The following is an 18,445-nucleotide window of genomic DNA, read 5'->3' as shown; positions in this document are numbered from 1 at the left end:
CGTGCTCCGCGCCCGAAAGTGGCTGGGACACGCTGGTGGCGCTCCACTGGCTGGGCGGATCGATGTTTCGGTGAAAAATAGGAAGCACGTTAGGGAGCCGACCTGCCGTGAGTGTTCTTGCCCTGGCGTTGTTTTCCGGGAACGCCGCTTCGTTGGTGCCGCTTCCGGTGGCGGTAATCATCATGACTTTAGGATCTGTCCTTCCGTTCCAGTCCATCGGCGCAAAATCTGATCTTTCTAATGGGGTCTATATTTACGGAGTGCCAGTGCAAAATCTTCTGGAACTGGGATGGCCGGATCTTCCCCTCGGGCCTTACATTATGCTGAGCCTCATTTTGACGCTTACGTTGGCTTGGCTAAGTTTCCGTTTTGTTGAGGCGCCAGCATTACACTGGAAATCCAGGCTCAGGGTTGGGTCCTCCAAGACCACCCCGAGCGCCTCGGTTGTCGGAACTCAACAGAATTAGATTTGGACCAGCCGTGCGGTAGTTCTCGGAGCGGACCACACCGGCAGAATCCGAATAGCAGGGCATGCAACCGACAGCTTGACGCCGTTTTCCACAGACCTGCCCTTATGACTTGGCAGCGTGGTGTACTCTCCCTAGGCTGTAAGCCAGTCGCAGTGCCTCCGACGGAGGCGGCATTTGTATGGGGGAACATATGGACGCGCTGGGAATAGTCGAGGACGAGGTCCGCGAACTGATCCGCCGCCGTGGGTTGGATCCGCTCAAGCAAGCGGGTGAGGTCCGGCGCCTGGTGGAGGCCGCGGTCACCGATTACGACGAACGGGCACTGATGGGCCCGCTTCCTCCCATCGGCCCGCTGGACGCAGCGCGAAGATTCCTGTTCGACGCTGTGGCAGGGTTCGGTGTACTCCAGCCGCTGCTCGACGATCCTTCGATAGAAGAGGTTTGGCTAAACGCGCCAAACGAGATCTTTGTAGCGCGCAACGGCGAGTCGGAACTGACATCACTGAGCCTGACGGAGCAGCAGGTGCGTGATCTCGTGGAGCGCATGCTGAAAAGCTCCGGCAGGCGGCTGGATATGTCCTCGCCTTTCGTCGACGCTGCCCTGCCTGACGGGTCCAGGCTCCATGTGGTCATCCCGGACGTCACGCGCCGCCACTGGGCGGTCAACATCCGAAAATTCGTGGTGAAGGCGAGCCGCCTCGAGCACCTGGTTGAGCTCGGAACGCTGACTCACCAATCCGCGCGGTTCCTCGGGGCGGCGGTTGCCAGCGGCCTGAACATCTTGGTCTCCGGCGCAACACAGGCCGGCAAGACGACCATGCTGAACTGCCTTGCGGCCAGTATTGGAAGCCGGGAACGCGTGATCACGGTTGAAGAAATCTTCGAACTCCAGTTCCCGCTGCGCGACGTCGTGGGCCTCCAGTGCCGGCAACCCAACCTGGAGGGTGAAGGCGAGATCCCGCTCCGGCGCCTGGTCAAGGAAGCGCTGCGGATGAGGCCAGACCGACTGGTGGTGGGGGAGGTCCGGGAAGCCGAAAGCCTCGACATGCTGATTGCACTAAACAGCGGCCTTCCGGGAATGTGTACCGTCCACGCAAACTCTGCCCACGACGCCGTCACGAAGATTTGCACGCTGCCGTTGCTGGCCGGAGAGAACATCTCCAGCGCATTTGTAGTTCCCACCGTCGCATCGTGCATCGATCTTGTCGTGCACTGCAGCAGGCAAGCCGACGGTCGGCGGCAGGTCACCCAAATCCTCTCTCTGGGGCGCCGGGTGGAGAACGGAATCATTGAATCGTCCCTCGTCTTCGCCCTGGAGGGCGGCGTCCTTCAGCCCAGGGCAAACGCGATGCCGGCCCCGGAAAAGTTCTCCCGGGCGGGATACGACGTCGCCGCTCTGTTGGACGCACGATGATTTCAGCGATGGTGGGAGCTGCGGCCGGGGTGGGGTTCTACCTCATCTGGTGGTCCTGCTGGGAGACTCCTGATGCCGGACGCCGGGAGCGGAAGCCAGGACGTATCAGCGACCTGCTCGTTGCGGCGGGCGTGGAGAAAGTTTCGGCCCGTGGCCTGGTCGGGACCTGCTTTGGTCTGGGGCTGTTCATTGCCCTTGTCTTCTTCGCGCTCAGTCGTTCATGGCCGATTGCCGGCTGCTTCGGCCTCTTCGGATCGTGGCTGCCTGTCACGCTGCTTCGCTGGCGGGCACGAAAAAGGTCAGCGTTGCTCCGCCAGCTCTGGCCAGACGTCGTTGATCACCTTCGCTCGGCAATCCGCGCCGGCCTCCCGCTGCCTGAGGCCCTCATTCAACTCGGCGACAAAGGGCCCGAGGAACTCCGGCCCCTGTTCCGCGATTTCGGAGCCGATTACCGGGCCGGCGGCCAATTCGACGGCTCCCTGAATAAACTGAAACACCGGCTTGCCGACCCCGTCGCAGACCGCATTGTGGAAGCATTGCGCCTCACCCGTGAAGTGGGCGGCTCGGATCTGGGGCGGCTGCTCGGCACCCTGGGAGAGTTCCTTCGTGAAAACGCCCGCACGCGCAGTGAGCTGGAAGCGCGGCAATCCTGGACGATCAACGCGGCCCGGCTTGCTGTCGCCGCACCGTGGATTGTACTGGTGCTGCTGGCAACCAGACCGGAAGCAATCCAGGCGTACAACACACCCCTGGGCGCTGCAGTCCTGCTTGGGGGCCTGGTGGTCTCGCTCATTTGCTACACCATCATGTTGAAGATCGGCGCGCTGCCCCAGGATGAAAGGGTGCTCCGATGATGGCCGTCCCGGCCGCCGCCGTTGTCTGCGGAATCGGCCTTGGCCTCGGCTTGTGGCTTGTGATCTTCAGGTCCCCGCCGATGCGTGCCATGACGCTCGCTGAGCGGATCGAGCCCCAACTCAAGTCGCAGAACCTGGAGTCGCGGCTCCTGAGCACGGGCGATCCAAATCTGACACCATTCGGCCCGCTGGAGCGGATTTTCCGTCCGGTCATACGCGACTGGCTTTCCGCATTGGCCCGGCTAAACCCATCACCGGGAGCAACGGAGCGGCGGCTGGCCCAAGCGGGAATCGGCAAGTCACCCATTGACTTCCGTGCGGAACAACTGCTTTGGGCAGCGGCCGGTTTTGCCATCGCCGTGACGGTCGTACTTTTGGGAGCCGCCGCAGGAAGGTTCAGCCCGATCTTTGCAGTGGCCGCAATCATTGGCAGCGCGGCGGCAGGTTTTGTTTTGCGGGACTACTGGCTGGGCGCCCAGGTGCGACGCCGGGAGGCGCGCATGATGGCCGAATTCCCCAGCCTGGCGGAGCTGATGGCCTTGGCTGTCAGCGCGGGGGAAAGCGCGACGGGTGCACTGGACCGGGTGTGCAGGAGCGCCCACGGGGAACTGTCAAAGGAGTTTGCGAAGATCCTCGCGGAGACGCGGGCAGGGAAGCCGCTCATCCTTGCCTTGGAGGAGTTTTCCGGACGTACTGACCTGGCGCCCTTGGTCAGGTTCGTTGACGGAATCATCGTTGCGGTGGACAGGGGAACACCCCTTGCGGAAGTGCTCCGGGCCCAAGCCCAGGATGTTCGTGATTCGGCCAAGCGGGACCTCATGGAGGCAGCGGGCAGGAAAGAAATAGCAATGATGGTGCCGTTGGTCTTCGGGATACTCCCGCTGACCGTGGTCTTCGCCGTATTCCCGGGCATAGCAGCGATCAATTTGGGCTTCTGAAGCTGTGGGCGGCCACTTGTCGTAAAGCAGCTCGTGCAAGGACACCGTATTCATCAGGAAAGGACGCAAGATGAAAACAATGGGAAACCGTCTCGTGATGCTGTTTATCGGCATGGCCGCCGTCGTGCAGTGTGAACTGCACCGCCCGGCGGACGGGCACCGATCCACGGGAGTTCCGGGAGACAACCCGGAACGTGGGGACGTGCCGGGTTGGGTAATGATCACACTGATGTCCGCCGTCCTGGTAGCGGCTCTCCTGGCGCTCGCCGGCCCTGCACTGGAAGCCATGTTCAACCAGGCCATGGACAAAGTAGGGAACTGACCCTTGGCACGCTCCGCTCCAGGGCCTGAGGCGCGTCCCGGGCTTCGGTCTGAGGGGGAGCGGGGCTCGGCCGTCGTGGATTTTGTTCTGGTCGGCGGGCTGCTCACGATGTTCTTCCTCGCGATCATCCAGCTGACCTTGGTCCTGCACGTTCGGAACACGCTCATCGATGCTGCCGCGTCCGGCGCCCGCTACGGGACCTTGGCAGACCGCAACTCCGCCGACGCCGAGGAACGGACCCGCAGCCTCATCGAAACTGCCCTGAATCCCGGATTTGCCGAGCAGGTCAGCACCCGGGAAGTAGATCTTCAAGGGATGCGCACGCTGGAGGTGACAGTCCGGTCCCCGTTGCCGGTCATCGGCCTGATCGGTCCCCGGGAGATGCTGGAGGTGAAAGGGCATGCGGCCATCCAGCCGTGATCCGTTAGCGACAGACAAGCCGCCCCGCACCGCTATCAGTTTCCGCATCAGGACAAGGCTCACGGAAGCACTCTGCCGGGAACGGGCACCGTACGCCGGACAACATCCGGGAAATGCAAACGCCTCCGGCCTGGCGGTGAACCCGCCGCGTCCCAACCGGGAGGACGTGCAGCGGCACGTGAGCGAGCACGAACGGGGGAGTGCAGTCGTCGAATTCACCTTCCTGGCACTCCTGCTGATGGTCCCGCTGGTGTATTTCGTCATCACCGTGTCCCAGATCCAGGGCGGCTCCTTCGCCGTGGTGGGCGCCGCCGACCAGGCAGCAAAGGTGTACGTTGCCCAGTCCGACCCCGTCACCGCGCAAGCGGCCGCAGAGCGGGCGGTAACCCTGGCTCTTTCCGATTTCGGGCATGAACCGGGGCGGGCAACCATGACGACAAGCTGCCAACCAGCAGACTGCACTGCTGCGGGAAGTGCCGTCACGGTGACCGTCAGCCTCAGCGTGCCGCTGCCCTTCCTCCCTTTTGCGGAAGGACTGTCGGCCACGGATGTCCAGGCCTCCGCCACCCAATTGGTGGGGCGGTACCGGTGACACCCCGTGCGCAAAATAGCGAGGTGGGCCAACTGATGGTGATGATCGTCGGCTACGTGGCCCTCGCCTTGCTGGTGGCAACGGTCGTCATCGGAATATCCAGTGTTTACGTCGAACACAAGCGGCTGCTCTCCCTGGCTGACGGAGCATCGCTGGCGGCTGCCGACAGCTACACGCTCGGCGACGTCTCATCGCAGGGCGGAACTCCATCGGCTGTCCTAAACCACGCCCGCGTGCGCAACGTGGCATCCGACTTCGTCGACAGGAGCCCGGCCGCCCAACGGTTCTCCGGCCTCGCCGTCGCCCCCGGAACGGGATCGCCCGACGGTTCCACCGCCGTCGTAGTCCTCACCGCTGCAGTGCACCCGCCGGTGGTGAACTTCCTGATTCCCGACGGAATCCGCATCGAGGCCACCTCCACGGCACGTTCCCGGTTGACCCGTTGATGCCTGGCCCGGCGGTCCAATCCCCGGTGGCGGCCGGCGCCGGGCCGTAAGCCCCAATAGCGTAGGGTTAAACCACCATGGCCAATATTGATTTTTCCGCTGAAATCCGCGCCCTCCGCGCCACCTACGAGTCCATCGAACGCGTCTCCGACGTGGATGCACTCCGTGAAGACATCGCCGAACTCAGCGAGCGGGCAGGGGAGCCGGACCTGTGGGACGACCCTGCAGCGGCGCAGAAGATCACCTCCCGTCTCTCCCACCGACAGTCCGAGTTGGAACGCCTTACCAACCTGGCCTCGCGTATCGACGATCTCGAAGTGCTGGTGGAACTGGGCCAGGACGAGGACGACGCCGCCTCGATGGGGGAGGCCGCGGCCGAACTCGAATCCATCAAGAAGGCCCTCAAGGACCTGGAAGTGGTCACCCTGTTGTCCGGAGAATATGACGAGCGCGAAGCCGTGGTGTCCATCCGTGCGGGAGCGGGCGGTGTCGACGCAGCAGATTTCGCCGAGATGCTGATGCGCATGTACCTCCGCTGGGCCGAGCGGCACGGCTACCCCACGACGGTCATGGACACCTCGTACGCGGAGGAAGCCGGCCTGAAATCGGCCACCTTCGAGGTCAAGGCGCCCTACGCCTACGGCACCCTCAGTGTCGAAGCAGGGACGCACCGCCTGGTCCGGATCAGCCCGTTCGACAACCAGGGCCGGCGCCAGACATCGTTCGCGGCCGTGGAAGTCATCCCGCTCATCGAACAGACTGATTCCATCGACATCCCGGACAACGAAATCAGGGTTGACGTATTCCGCTCGTCCGGACCCGGCGGCCAGTCGGTGAACACCACAGACTCCGCGGTGCGCCTTACCCACATTCCCACCGGCACCGTCGTCTCCATGCAGAACGAGAAGTCACAGCTCCAAAACCGGGCCGCCGCCATGCGCGTGCTGCAATCCCGGCTCCTCCTGCTTAAGAAGGAACAGGAAGACGCGGAGAAGAAGGCCCTGGCGGGAGACGTCAAAGCCTCCTGGGGCGACCAGATGCGTTCCTATGTCCTCAACCCCTACCAGATGGTGAAGGACCTGCGCACTGAACACGAGGTGGGCAATACATCAGCTGTATTCGACGGCGAGATCGACGACTTTATCGACGCCGGCATCCGCTGGCGTACTGACAACCGCAACGCCGAAAAGTAGCCGGGCGGCTGCCGGACGCGATCGGATCCGGCGACACGCCCCCGAAAGCCCGCCCTAGCGCCGGGCATCCTGCGTATAGTCGAGGGGCCGGGGCCCTACTTCCCCCAAACGAAAACCCGTGCACCGGCTGCAGAACTGGGCTGCATCAGAACAATCAGCCATGCCCTGCAGGGTACTTAGGGCCATGATCCGATTCGAAAATGTCACCAAGGTCTACGACCAAAAAGCCCGGCCTGCGCTGGACTCCGTCAACCTTGAGATTGATCGCGGCGAATTCGCCTTCCTGGTGGGAGCCTCGGGCTCCGGGAAGTCCACCTTCCTCCGGCTGGTGCTGAAGGAGGACCGCGCAACTTCGGGCGCCGTCTACGTCGCCGGCCAAAACGTTGCCAGGATTTCGAGCTGGCGCGTGCCGCGCCTCCGCCGTGGCATCGGCGTCGTCTTCCAGGACTTCCGCCTCCTGCCCCAAAAGAACGTCTTCGCCAACGTGGCGTTCGCCATGCAGGTCATCGGAAAGAGCCGCAGCGTCATCCGCGATACCGTCCCCGAGGTCCTCAAGACCGTTGGCCTCGAAGGCAAGGAACACCGCATGCCGCACGAACTGTCCGGCGGCGAGCAGCAGCGGGTGGCCATCGCCCGGGCCGTAGTCAACCGGCCCGGGATCCTCCTGGCCGACGAACCCACAGGAAACCTGGACCCCACAACGTCCATGGGCATCATGGGTGTGCTGGACAAGATCAACCAAAACGGAACCACGGTAGTGATGGCCACCCACGACGACGACATCGTCAACGAAATGCGCAAGCGGGTGGTCGAGCTCAAGAACGGCGTGGTGATCCGGGACGAAGCCAAGGCCCTGTATACCTCGATGATTCCCGTCGTCGGCCAGTCCAGGCGGCTCAAGGACGCCAGTGGCAGGGAAACGCCCGACGACGGCCTGCCGGGCAACGGTGCCGAAGGTGAGGCACGGCAATGAGGCTTGCATTCATCCTTTCCGAGATCGGCAGCGGCCTGCGCCGCAACCTTTCCATGGTGGTTTCGGTCATCCTGGTGACCTTCGTGTCCCTCACTTTCGTGGGCGCCGCCGGGATGCTCCAAATGCAGATCAACCAGATGAAGGGGTACTGGTACGACAAGGTCCAAGTAGCCATCTTCCTGTGCAGCGACGGTTCGACCGCGCCCGGGTGCGCGTCCGGGCCGGTCACCCCTGAGCAGCAGCAGGGCCTCAACGCTCTCCTGGAATCACCCGCCGTGGCGCAGTACATCAACGACTTCCAGTTCGAGTCCCGGGATGAGGCGTACAAGCACTTCAAGGACCAGTTCTCCAACTCGCCCATCGTCGATTCGGTTACCCCGGACCAGCTGCCGGCATCATTCCGGATCAACATGAAGGACCCCGAAAAATACCAGATCATCAGCGAGACCTTCTCATCGCAGCCGGGCGTGGAGACCGTGATCGACCAGCGACAGCTCCTCGAACGCCTCTTCTCGGTGATGAACGGCGCCTCCCTGGTCGCAGTGGGCATCGCCGGCGTGATGATCGTCTGCGCGATCCTGCTGATCGCCACTACAATCCGGCTATCCGCCTTCAGCAGGCGCCGGGAAACCGGCATTATGCGGCTTGTGGGCGCGTCAAAGACCGTGATCCAGTTGCCCTTCATCCTTGAAGGGGTCATCGCCGCAGTCATCGGTGCTGCGCTGGCCTCCGGCACGTTGTGGGCCGTGGCGCAGTTCTTCCTGGGTGACTACATGTCCCGCCAGTACCCGGACACCGCTTTCATTTCCTCGGGCCAGACACTGATCCTCGCGCCGGCGCTGTTGATCCTTGGCGGATCCTTGGCAGGAATTTCGTCTCTCTTGACCCTTCGCAGATACTTGCGCGTTTAGGCTATGCAAACCGACCAAGGAATGCTCATGAACGTAACCGATCAAACCTCTCCGCGCCGCCGGTTCCGCCGGGGGCGGGCCGCTGCCCGCCGCATGGGGATCGTCAGCGGTGTACTGGCCGTCATCCTTTCCGCCGGGATGGCCGTGGCAACTCCTGTGGCCTTCGCCGACGACCTCGAGGACCGCAAGGCCGCGCTCGAGGCCGAAGCGGCCCGCGTCCAGGCCTCCCTTGAGTTCGTCGATTCCAGGATCGCCAAGGCCGCCGGTGACCTGGTGATTTACCAGGGCCAGCTCCCCGGTGCGCAGCAGGCCCTCCTCGACGCGCAAGGCCGCGTGGCCAGTGCTGTGAAAGAATCGGAAGCCCTGGCGGCCCGGGTGGACATGGCCCAGCAGAACAAGGCCAAGATCACCCAGCAGCTCGAAACTGACAAGCAAAAGATCGCCGGTACCAAGAAGCTGATCGGCCAAATCGCCACCCAGGCCTACAAGTCCGGCGGCGTACCCTCCAATCTCTCCCTGTTCTTTGGGTCCAGCGGCGGCGGCAGCCTAACCGACACCATGGACCTCGCCGACCAGGCCATGCGCAGCCAGAACGCGGCGATGGACAAGCTCAACCAGCAGAACGCCACCAACGTCAACTCCGAAGCCCGGCTGCAGGCCGTGGAAGGTGAGATCAAGGACCTCAAGGCCAAAGCCGATGCGGCACTGGAACGTGAGAAGGCCGCCCGGGACGAAGCCGCGGCGAAGAAAGCCCAGGTTGACCAGCTGATCGCCGATACCACCCGCCTTGATGCGGAGCTCCAGGCGGCCAAACCCGGCATTCAGGCCCAGCTTGCGGGCGTCCAGGCCAACCAGAACCAGGTGGCCAACGAAATTGCCGAGCGCGACCGGAAGGCCCGTGAGGCCTGGGAAGCCGAACAGCGTAGGCAGGCCGCGGCTGCGGCAGCCGCAGCTGCCGCCGCAGCGGCGGCAGCGAACCGCCCGGCACCGCCTGTCCAGCCGTATGTTCCGCCCGCAGCAGGGTCGCCGTCGGCCTTTGGCCTCCGCCACCCCTTCGACGGCAGTATCCCCATCACCTCAGGCTTCGGCTACCGCACCACCCCGCCGGGCACCATCGACTTCTATGGCACCGGCGGATACATGCACACCGGTATCGACTTCGGTGCGGCCTGCGGCACTCCTGTGTACGCTGCGGCAGCCGGTGAAGTCTTCAGCTCAGGCTGGAACTCCGCCGACGGCGGCGGCTGGCGCGTCAAGATCGACCACGGGGTGGTGCAGGGCAACACCCTGACGACCATTTACTACCACAACTCCAGCATCGTGGTTTCGAATGGACAAAGGGTCTCGCAAGGCCAGCTCATCGCCTACTCCGGCAGCACGGGCAACTCCACTGGCTGCCACGCCCACTTCGAAACCTGGCTCAACGGCGTCGCGGTTGACCCCATGGGTCTGCTCTAGGGGCATGCTGCCCCTGCCGTAGACTGGTATAGCTCCGCGCCGCGGGCACGGAGCAGCCAACCTGAACCTGAGGAGTTTCCCCGTGCCTAAAGAAAGTGGCCGTAAGGTGGTGGCCACCAATCGCAAGGCCCGGCATGACTATCACGTGCTGGACACCTACGAGGCCGGCATCGCCCTGATGGGCACCGAAGTAAAGTCCCTCCGGGAGGGCCACGCCTCCATGGTGGATGGATTCTGCACGTTCTACAACGACGAACTGTGGATGGAAGCGATCCACATTCCCGAATACAACCAGGGCAGCTGGACCAACCACGCTGCCCGCCGCCGGCGAAAGCTGCTGCTGCACCGCGAGGAGCTCATCAAGATCGCCCACAAGGTCCGGGAATCCGGCTACACCATTGTCCCGTTGCAGTTGTACTTTGTGGACGGACGGGCCAAAGTGGAAATCGGCGTGGCCCGCGGCAAGCGCGAATACGACAAGCGGCAAACGCTGCGTGAGCAGCAGGACAACCGCGAGGCCCAGCGCGAGATGCGCGAACGCAACCGGCGCCGCTAGGAATTATTTCCGCAGGGCATGCGTTACTATTGATAGTCCGGCAGGCTTGCCAGCCGGTTTGGTAACAAAATACGGGGATGATCGGTTTCGACGATGTTAGTCGCGACAGGTGAAGCGGGCCGAGGATGCAGAATTATCTCGTAAACGCTGTCTGCAAACCAATAAGTGCCGAATCTAAGCGCACTGACTTCGCTCTCGCTGCCTAAGCAGTAAGACAGTCCGTCAGCCCGGGGTTGCTATCGCCCCGGATCCTGGCGTCATTTAGATAGCCACTGCTGTTTGCTCCCGTCACCGGAGTAAACGGGACTCTTAGGTGACTGGGCCCGGATCAGCCAGCTGTTTGCAGCATGGCTGGGGCCGAGAAAATCCGACGCAAACTGCGCCCGGAGAAGCCCTGACAACACGACATCGGACGGGGGTTCAATTCCCCCCATCTCCACCCACGGCAAAGGCCGGGACATCCCACGGATGTCCCGGCCTTTGCCGTAACGCCCCGGTTCCAGGACCGGGGCGTTTTCGTTTGTTCGGCGAGGGCACCAGCAGCACCCCTCAGGACGCCGGGAACTACTGCCGGGCCTCGTTGAACCGCTGGGACAGGACCGGGACCAAGGACCGGATATAGCTGCGGGCGGCATGGTCGTTGTCAGCGTAAACCTGGAGGCCGCCAATCACCGCGTAGCAGTTTTGATCGTCGCAGAACTGGTCTGATAAGTCGAGGACTTTAACGGAGGGCATAGCCATGCCGCGGGCCGCATTCGCGACCGGATCCGGTACCAAAGCCGCTGATCGCGCATTGGCGCACTCCGTCGGCCGTTGGTGATTGAGCGCGACGCAGTCTGGGCTGCTGTGGTGCAGCGTAAGCGGGATGTCGCGCAGGACATAGATTTTGGAACCTGCACGAGTCCAGTCGAGAAAGCGCTTGGTTACAGCGTCATTGTATTGGTCCAATTGGGAGCGGCCGGTGCCATCATCGACTGCCTCGGCTGCACCGAAAGATGAAGCGAAAACCATGTCCGGTCTTTCTTGGACTATTCGTTCCGTGACCTGTCTGCTCCATTGCAAGCATCGTTGCTGGGAGTGCGGGTCCGTGGCGTCAGCCCCCATGAAGGCGACACGCTTTACGTCGATGTAAGGACAGCCTCCCACGAGAGATTCCTTCAACTTCCACTTGTGAAGCCGGGCAAGTTCGTACAAGGCGCTCTTCCATTGTTCGGCATGCGAGTCGCCGACCAGCCAAACGGTGGCTTCAGGTTTGGCCCCGCCGGTGAAATCGCACTCCCTCAGGATCTTCAGGTCTTCGAAAACGATGGGATCTGTCGCAGGGTGGCATTCGGGTGCGTCAAACCCCGGCGCCTCGTTAGGACCAATGTTCGCGACTTTGGCTGCACCAAAGGGGTCGCTGCAATTGTTTCGCGGGTCGAGGCTGCGCGCCCCGTGGCAAGGTTCGCCGATGAGGCTCTCCAGCTTCGCCGCTTCAGCAGCCTGGGCTTTCCCAAAGTTCAGCAGGAGCCCGCCGCAGAGTGCGGCGACCACTGCTGCAGCGACTGCCATTGCCGCAAAGACACGGATGGGTTTGGCTCCGCGGAGCAGCTTCGTGCGGCCCGGATCTTCAATGAATTTCTTGGAAAGGTACGCCAGCGCAACGGCCGCCACCAGGAGGACCGCCTTGTCCCGTGTCCCCAGCGAGTGGCCCACGAGCGCGGGTGCCAGGACGATCAGCGGCCAATGCCACAGGTAGAGGGAGTAGGACACGTCACCCAGAAGCTGGATGGGCCTTGCGGACAGGAGCTGGTTGGGGGACCAGAACGGACTGTTGGGCCCGGACGCGATCACAAGGACCGTGCCCGCAACTGGGACCACCGCGGCGAAGCCTGGGAAGAAAGTCTGCTCGTTGTAGGCCAAGGCCGAATACGCGATCAACCCGTATCCGAGATATTGGGCGGTGCCGGAGATGGCCAGGTGGTGGTCGGGCAGCCGCAGTCGCAAGGCTGCCATTGCGTGGGGGCCTCCGAGGGCTATCAGTGCGCCTGCGCCGAACTCCCAGGCACGTGCGGGCGTGACAAAATAGGCCGGGCTCCGGTTGGAATAGGTAAACCAGATGCAGAATGTCAATGCAAGGGCACAGACCAGAACGACACCCAGTGCCAGTAACGCCCGCCTGCGGAGGCGGAAGCGGATCGCGGCCAGGGACAGCCCCAGGAACAGCAGGGGCCAGACCAGGTAGAACTGTTCCTCCACCGAGAGGGACCAATAGTGCTGCACCGTCGAAGCGGCTTCGTTGTGGGCCGAGTAGTCAACCGACTTCGCCGCCAAAACCCAGTTTTCCACGTACAGAACCGACGCAATGGTTTCCTGCGCAATGGCGAGCCAGCGCGAAAATGGCAGCAGTGCCCATGCAGCCAGCAGGGAAACCGAAGCAACGAGGGTTGCGGCAGGAAGCAACCGCCTGATGCGCCGGGAATAGAACTGTCCGAGATTGATGCGGTTTGACCGCTCCAGTTCGCCGAGCAGGTGCTTGGAGATCAAATAGCCTGAGATCACGAAGAACACATCGACGCCGACGTACCCGCCGGGAAGCCGTGCCGGCCACAAATGGTTCAGGACCACAAGCCCCACCGCCAGTGCGCGAAGTGCCTGGATATCCTTGCGGGTTGCGTTGACGGCCTCTGTCCGCCGCATTTCCGCGCGGGTTCGCAGGACAACGTGTCCGGTCACAGGTACTCCTTGTCGATCTTCGTTTAAGCGCAGCGCGCCTGCCGCGCCGCTGGCGGCATGCGTGGAGGGCCTCCAGGCTGTGCACACAGTGCTTGGCGTGTTCAGGCGACATCCGGAGATGGAATGGCGCCGGCAGCTTCTCGATGCCCGCGTGCGGTATCCTGCGCGCGGAAAAGCCTGGACGAATACCGGCCGCCTGGCGGCGGCGGAGTCGGTGAGGTCATGAATCAAGCGAGCCCTGCGTCTGGGCCGCTGTTGCAACCCCCCGGGGTACTCTAGCACCGCGGCATGCCTGCGCCGGTGCCCACCGGCTTCCAAGGGGTTCCCACCCGCTACCCCGCCGCCGGGACAGCGCCCGGGCCTAAATGCTCTAGTGGCATGCTCCGGCACACGGCTACCGTCGACTTTATGCACAACGACCCGCCGCAAACGCCCACTGAGCTCCTGGACCCAGGCAGCTGCTGGGACCTTCTGCGCGGTGTCTCGGTTGGGCACCTTGCCGTGTTCGTCAACGGCTACCCGGAAGTCTTCCCCGTCAACTATAAAGTGGATCAGCAGTCGCTGGTCTTCCGCACGGGCGAGGGAACCAAGCTGCGCGCCGCCGGCGGCCCACTCGCGGTCGCGCTTGAAGCCGACGGGCACGACGACGCCAAAGCCTGGAGCGTGCTGGTCAAGGGAAAAGCCGTCGTCCTGGAGCCCTCCGATGAACTCCTCGCCGGAGCAGGCCTTACCCTGTTCCCTTGGCAGGCCGGGCAGAAGGACCACTTCGTCCGGATCGTCCCCACTTCGATAACCGGCAGGCGCTTCACCATCACGTCGCCGCTGACCTGGTGGAACCACGTGGGGCACGGCACCCGGCACGAACCCGTATAGGCCGTGGAAACGAGGGGCGGGCCCAACGGCCCTGTCCGGATTCCCGTGCGTGCTGGTACGACTGACCTATGATTGGGTCGCCAACCGCCGCTGCCGCCAAGCCCCCTTTTGACGCCGTCATTTTCGACCTGGACGGGGTGGTAACCAACACGGCGCTGGTCCACCAGGCTGCGTGGAAAGATGCCTTCGACCGCATCTTCCAGGACCCGCGGATGCCCGCCGGCGCCAACCGTGCTCCGCTGACCCGGGCGGAGTACCTCTCTTTCATCGATGGCATGCCGCGTGAGGACGGCGTGGTCCGGTTCCTCGCAGCGAGGGGGGTAGAGATCGCCAGGGGAGCCGAGACTGACGAGCCGGGAGCCTGGACCGGGTTTGGCCTGGGCGCTTGGAAGAACGAACTGTTCCACCAGCGGCTGCGCCGGGACGGGGTGCAAAGCTACCCGGGAACGCTGCAATTGCTGCAGCGGCTTGCCGGCGCTGCAGTCCCCACCGCGGTGGTCACCGCCAGCCGGAACGCCGCACTGGTCCTGGAAGCCGCCGGCATCGAGCACCTGTTCACTGTGGTCATGGACGGCGCGACGGCGGCTGGCCTGGGTTTGCGGGGGAAACCGGCACCGGACGTCTTCCTCGCCGCCGCCGTCCAGCTGCGCGTCGCACCGGCACACGCCGTGGTCATAGAGGACTCAGCGGCGGGAGTGGAAGCAGGGCGTCGGGGCGGCTTCGGCCTGGTGGTCGGAATCGACCGCAGCGGCAGCCGCCGCCAATTGGAGGCCGCCGGCGCAAGTACTGTGCTGAACGATGTGGGTGAGCTGGACCTGGGACTGGTCATCGGCAACGCCTGGCACCTCGTGTATGAAGGCATCGACGCCGGCCACGAGGGGCACCGTGAAGCCCTGACCACGTTGGGCAACGGCTACATGGGCGTCCGGGGGGCGGCCCCTGAAGGGAGCCCCTTCAGCTACGCGGGCATGTACCTTGCCGGCGTGTACAACAGGGTTACCGTGAAGGCCGCAGACGAGACGCTGGTCGAGGAGCACATGGTCAATGCGCCGGACTGCCTTCCGCTGGACCTCCGGATCGCCGGGCTGCCGTGGTGGTCGGACGGCGGCCTGGCCGTGGTGCGTGAGCGCCGTGTCCTGGACCTCCGACGGGCCGTGCTGGAAAGGCGCCTGCTGCTCGAAGGCGCGGACCGCCGTCGCATGGAGGTGGTCCAGGTCCGCTTCGTTTCCATGGCCGAACCCCACCTCCTGGCGCTTGAGACCACCATCACCGCCTTGGGGTGGAGCGGCGCCGTGGAAGTTCGCAGCGGCATCAACGCCGGCGTCCGCAACGCGAACCTGCCGGAGCGTGCCCAGGGCTCGGACATCCACCTGGCCGATCTGACGCCGTCGGGCGGCACCGCCGTCGAACTGCCCCTGCACGCTCCATCCGTCGTCGAAGTCCAAACCACCCAAAGCCTCATCCGTATCGCTGCGGCGTACCGTACGCACGTGTCCGTGGCGGCAGAGTCGTTAGGGGAGGGCGGAGAAGGGGCCTTCCACTACAGGACGTTCCAGATTTCCCTCACGCCGGGTATCCCTGTCAGGCTGACCAAGACGGTGGCGGTGGTGACGTCCCGTGACCGGGCCATTTCCTCCCCGGAAACCGGCGCCCGCGCGGTGCTGGAACGCGCCGGCGATTCCTTTCCCCGGCTCTTGGCATCCCACGAGGAAGCATGGCGGAGGGAACTCCGCCCGTTCCTCGTGGAAATCGACGCCCCGGTCCAGGTACGCCTGGTCCTCAACCTGCACATCTTCCACCTGTTGCAGACACTGACGCGCCACACGGCCGAACTGGATGCCGGTGTCACTGCGCGTGGACTGCACGGCGAGGGCTACCGCGGGCACGTTTTCTGGGATGAATTGTTCGTTCTCCCGGTGCTCATCTCCAGGACCCCGGTGGTGGCCCGCTCCGTCATTGAGTACCGGTGGCGGCGGCTGCCCGCTGCCAGGCACGCTGCCGCCGCGGCCGGCCTCGCAGGGGCGAAGTTCCCGTGGCAGAGCGGCAGCGACGGGACTGAGGAAACGCCGAAGTGGTTGTACAACGAGCGTTCCGGACGGTGGGTCAGGGACTACTCACATCTTCAGGTGCATTCGGGCCTCGCGGTGGCCTTCAACGCCTGGCAGTACTTCCAGGCCACCGGTGACAAGATCTGGCTCCTGCAAAAAGGTGCGGAGCTGGTGATCGAAGTGGCCCGGTTCTTCCAGTCCCTCGCCTCCCTCGACCGGCGCGATGGCAGATATCACCTGCGCGGTGTTGTGGGCCCGGATGAATACCACACGGGATATCCGGGCCGGGCCGACCCCGGCCTGGATGACAACGCGTACACCAACGTCATGGCGGCGTGGGTGTGCCTGCAGGCGGCGGAAATCCTTCGCTACCTGCACGGAAGCGAGCGTGCCGGGCTGATGGAATCACTCGGCGTCGACGACGAGGAGGCCGCAGGCTGGGAAGCCACGGGCGCTGCCATGTATGTCCCTTTCCACAGCGACGGCGTCATCAGCCAGTTCGAGCGGTACGAGCAGCTCAAGGAACTGGACTGGGAGCACTACCGCGACGCCTATGGCGACATTGAGCGGCTGGACCTGATCCTGGAAGCGGAGGGGGACGGAACCAACGGCTACAAGCTGGCTAAGCAGGCGGACGTTCTGATGCTCCCGTATCTACTGGGACACGAAGGCCTGCTGGGTATCCTCGAGCGGCTGGGCTACGGTTTCACGAGGGAGCAGCTGAACCGGACCATCGAGTACTACCTGTCCAGGACGGCCCATGGCTCCACGCTGAGCCGGGTGGCCCACGCCTCCGTCCTGGCCGGGGTGGATGCCGACCGTGCCTGGGACAGTTTCCGGGAAGCGCTCGACGCCGACCTTGACGACACCCAGCACGGCACCACCCGGGCGGGTATCCATTTGGGGGCCATGGGAGGAACCATCGACGTGGTGCAGCGCAGCTTTGCCGGCCTGCGCTTCAGCGGGGACAGCATCCTGTTCGCCCCCAACCTGCCAACACGGCTGCGTGCCGTGGCCTTCGAGGTCCTCTACCGGGGACACCGGCTGCGGGTCCACCTCAAGGACGGGCAGATGAGCATCGCGTCGGCCCCCGGTGACGCCGGCCCCATCACCGTGCACGTTAATGGCACCGATGTGGTCCTGCCGCCAGGCCAAACCCGGCAGTTCCCGCTGCCCGCCCGCACCGCCGGGGTGGCGGCATCGTGAGGCGGCTGGGGATCCTGACCAGCGGCGGCGACTGCCCCGGCGTGAATGCGGTCATCCGTGGAGCGGTGCTGGGCGGCGACGTCGTCCATGGGTACGAGTTCGTAGGATTCCGCGATGGATGGCGGGGCGTCCTGGAGGACGACGTCGTTCCCCTGCCCAGGACAGGTGTCCGAGGGATCGCGCGCCTTGGCGGGACTATCCTGGGGACGTCGCGGACCAATCCGCTGGCCGCGGGCGGCATCGACGCAGTACGTGCCGGCTTCCAGCGCAGCGGGCTGGACGGCCTGATTGCCATCGGGGGAGAAGGCACCCTGGCGGCGGCCCGGGAGCTGTGCGGACAGGGGCTCAACGTCCTGGGTGTCCCAAAAACCATCGATAACGACTTGGGCGCGACGGATTACACTTTTGGTTTCGACACCGCAGTCCAGACTGCCACCGAGGCAATTGACCGGTTGCGGACCACGGGGGAATCACACCACCGGTGCATGATTGCCGAGGTCATGGGCAGGAACGCCGGCTGGATAGCGCTGCACTCAGGCATGGCGTCCGGTGCGCACGCCATCCTGATCCCGGAACATCCCGTCCCGATCGAGCAGATCTCCGCCTGGGTGCTGTCGGCGCGGGACCGTGGCAGGGCTCCGCTGGTGGTGGTGGCTGAAGCTTTCGCGCCGGAGGGGCGGCAGGCACCTTACGCGCCGCGCGGCCTGGACACCTTCGGCCGGCCGCGCCTCGGCGGGATCGGGCTGCTGCTTGAGGAACAACTGCAGGAACGGACCGGCATCGAAACCAGGGCCACCGTGCTGGGCCATATCCAGCGCGGCGGCGAGCCCACCGCCTTTGACCGTGTCCTTGCCACCCGGCTTGGCCTGGCTGCCGTTGAATCAGCCGCCGCCGGACGGTGGGGCACGATGGTTTCGCTCCGGGGCACGGACATCGTGAATGTGGGCCTGGATGAGGCCCTGGGCGAACTCAAGAGGGTTCCCGAGGCCCGCTACAGGGAAGCCGCCGTGCTGTTCGGGTAACTCGACCGCCAGAAGGGGCCGGAATAGGGCTGGG

Annotated in this window: 17 protein-coding genes and 1 other RNA gene; 17 read left to right on the top strand and 1 reads right to left on the bottom strand. The window is 64.2% G+C overall.

Annotated features, from left to right (window positions below; genetic code table 11):
* The first annotated feature begins 107 nt into the window (after positions 1-107).
* From QRM96_RS13345 to ssrA, 14 genes are all read left to right on the top strand, one after another.
* Positions 108-467 (top strand): acyltransferase family protein, encoded by a 360-nt coding sequence (locus tag QRM96_RS13345; protein ID WP_285319950.1) that lies wholly within the window; start codon positions 108-110, stop codon positions 465-467.
* A gap of 193 nt (positions 468-660) precedes the next feature.
* The gene (locus tag QRM96_RS13340) at positions 661-1,884 is read left to right on the top strand and encodes a TadA family conjugal transfer-associated ATPase (protein WP_285320040.1); all 1,224 of its coding nucleotides are present in this window, start codon (positions 661-663) and stop codon (positions 1,882-1,884) included.
* The gene (locus QRM96_RS13335) at positions 1,881-2,738 is read left to right on the top strand and encodes a type II secretion system F family protein (protein WP_285319949.1); all 858 of its coding nucleotides are present in this window, start codon (positions 1,881-1,883) and stop codon (positions 2,736-2,738) included. Before QRM96_RS13340 ends, QRM96_RS13335 begins: the two co-directional genes overlap by 4 nt.
* On the top strand, positions 2,735-3,676 hold the full coding sequence (locus tag QRM96_RS13330; protein ID WP_285319948.1) for a type II secretion system F family protein: 942 nt from the start codon (positions 2,735-2,737) through the stop codon (positions 3,674-3,676). Before QRM96_RS13335 ends, QRM96_RS13330 begins: the two co-directional genes overlap by 4 nt.
* Before the next feature lie 70 nt (positions 3,677-3,746).
* A complete protein-coding gene (locus tag QRM96_RS13325) occupies positions 3,747-3,998 on the top strand; it encodes a hypothetical protein (protein WP_109045100.1) in 252 nt (83 codons plus the stop codon).
* A gap of 75 nt (positions 3,999-4,073) precedes the next feature.
* Positions 4,074-4,418 (top strand): TadE family protein, encoded by a 345-nt coding sequence (locus tag QRM96_RS13320; protein ID WP_018760186.1) that lies wholly within the window; start codon positions 4,074-4,076, stop codon positions 4,416-4,418.
* The gene (locus tag QRM96_RS13315) at positions 4,399-5,010 is read left to right on the top strand and encodes a hypothetical protein (protein ID WP_502934889.1); all 612 of its coding nucleotides are present in this window, start codon (positions 4,399-4,401) and stop codon (positions 5,008-5,010) included. Before QRM96_RS13320 ends, QRM96_RS13315 begins: the two co-directional genes overlap by 20 nt.
* Before the next feature lie 35 nt (positions 5,011-5,045).
* A complete protein-coding gene (locus QRM96_RS13310; RefSeq protein WP_285320039.1) occupies positions 5,046-5,456 on the top strand; it encodes a pilus assembly protein TadG-related protein in 411 nt (136 codons plus the stop codon).
* Between the two features lie 77 nt (positions 5,457-5,533).
* Complete coding sequence (prfB, locus tag QRM96_RS13305; RefSeq protein ID WP_018760183.1) at positions 5,534-6,649, top strand: peptide chain release factor 2; 1,116 nt, start codon at positions 5,534-5,536, stop codon at positions 6,647-6,649.
* Positions 6,650-6,833: 184 nt separating this feature from the next.
* Positions 6,834-7,622 (top strand): cell division ATP-binding protein FtsE, encoded by a 789-nt coding sequence (ftsE, locus tag QRM96_RS13300; RefSeq protein ID WP_018760182.1) that lies wholly within the window; start codon positions 6,834-6,836, stop codon positions 7,620-7,622.
* Positions 7,619-8,533, top strand: coding sequence for a permease-like cell division protein FtsX (gene ftsX / locus QRM96_RS13295; protein WP_018760181.1), 915 nt, complete (start codon positions 7,619-7,621; stop codon positions 8,531-8,533). The genes ftsE and ftsX overlap by 4 nt, the downstream gene beginning before the upstream one ends.
* Positions 8,534-8,560: 27 nt before the next feature.
* Positions 8,561-9,991 (top strand): M23 family metallopeptidase, encoded by a 1,431-nt coding sequence (locus QRM96_RS13290; protein WP_018760180.1) that lies wholly within the window; start codon positions 8,561-8,563, stop codon positions 9,989-9,991.
* Positions 9,992-10,073: 82 nt separating this feature from the next.
* Positions 10,074-10,547 carry an SsrA-binding protein SmpB gene (smpB, locus tag QRM96_RS13285; RefSeq protein ID WP_026264249.1) on the top strand — a complete coding sequence of 158 codons (474 nt, stop codon included), beginning with the start codon at positions 10,074-10,076 and terminating at the stop codon, positions 10,545-10,547.
* 73 nt (positions 10,548-10,620) lie between these two features.
* Positions 10,621-10,989: a transfer-messenger RNA gene (gene ssrA, locus QRM96_RS13280) on the top strand.
* A gap of 122 nt (positions 10,990-11,111) precedes the next feature.
* Here ssrA and QRM96_RS13275 read toward each other — a convergent pair.
* Positions 11,112-13,226 carry an acyltransferase family protein gene (locus QRM96_RS13275; protein WP_285319946.1) on the bottom strand — a complete coding sequence of 705 codons (2,115 nt, stop codon included), beginning with the start codon at positions 13,224-13,226 and terminating at the stop codon, positions 11,112-11,114.
* A 444-nt stretch (positions 13,227-13,670) separates the two neighbouring features.
* Here QRM96_RS13275 and QRM96_RS13270 point away from each other — a divergent pair, with 444 nt between their 5' ends.
* From QRM96_RS13270 to QRM96_RS13260, 3 genes are all read left to right on the top strand, one after another.
* Complete coding sequence (locus tag QRM96_RS13270; RefSeq protein ID WP_285319945.1) at positions 13,671-14,135, top strand: pyridoxamine 5'-phosphate oxidase family protein; 465 nt, start codon at positions 13,671-13,673, stop codon at positions 14,133-14,135.
* Between the two features lie 68 nt (positions 14,136-14,203).
* On the top strand, positions 14,204-17,389 hold the full coding sequence (locus QRM96_RS13265) for an HAD-IA family hydrolase (RefSeq protein ID WP_285319944.1): 3,186 nt from the start codon (positions 14,204-14,206) through the stop codon (positions 17,387-17,389).
* The gene (locus QRM96_RS13260) at positions 17,386-18,411 is read left to right on the top strand and encodes an ATP-dependent 6-phosphofructokinase (protein ID WP_109045094.1); all 1,026 of its coding nucleotides are present in this window, start codon (positions 17,386-17,388) and stop codon (positions 18,409-18,411) included. The genes QRM96_RS13265 and QRM96_RS13260 overlap by 4 nt, the downstream gene beginning before the upstream one ends.
* Positions 18,412-18,445 lie beyond the last annotated feature (34 nt).

This window comes from Pseudarthrobacter sp. lyk4-40-TYG-27 (genome assembly GCF_030209295.1).
In the GTDB taxonomy this organism is placed as follows: Bacteria; Actinomycetota; Actinomycetes; order Actinomycetales; family Micrococcaceae; genus Arthrobacter.
The sequence above is the reverse complement of the archived record's forward strand: the minus strand, read 5'-3'. Positions and strand labels throughout refer to the sequence as shown.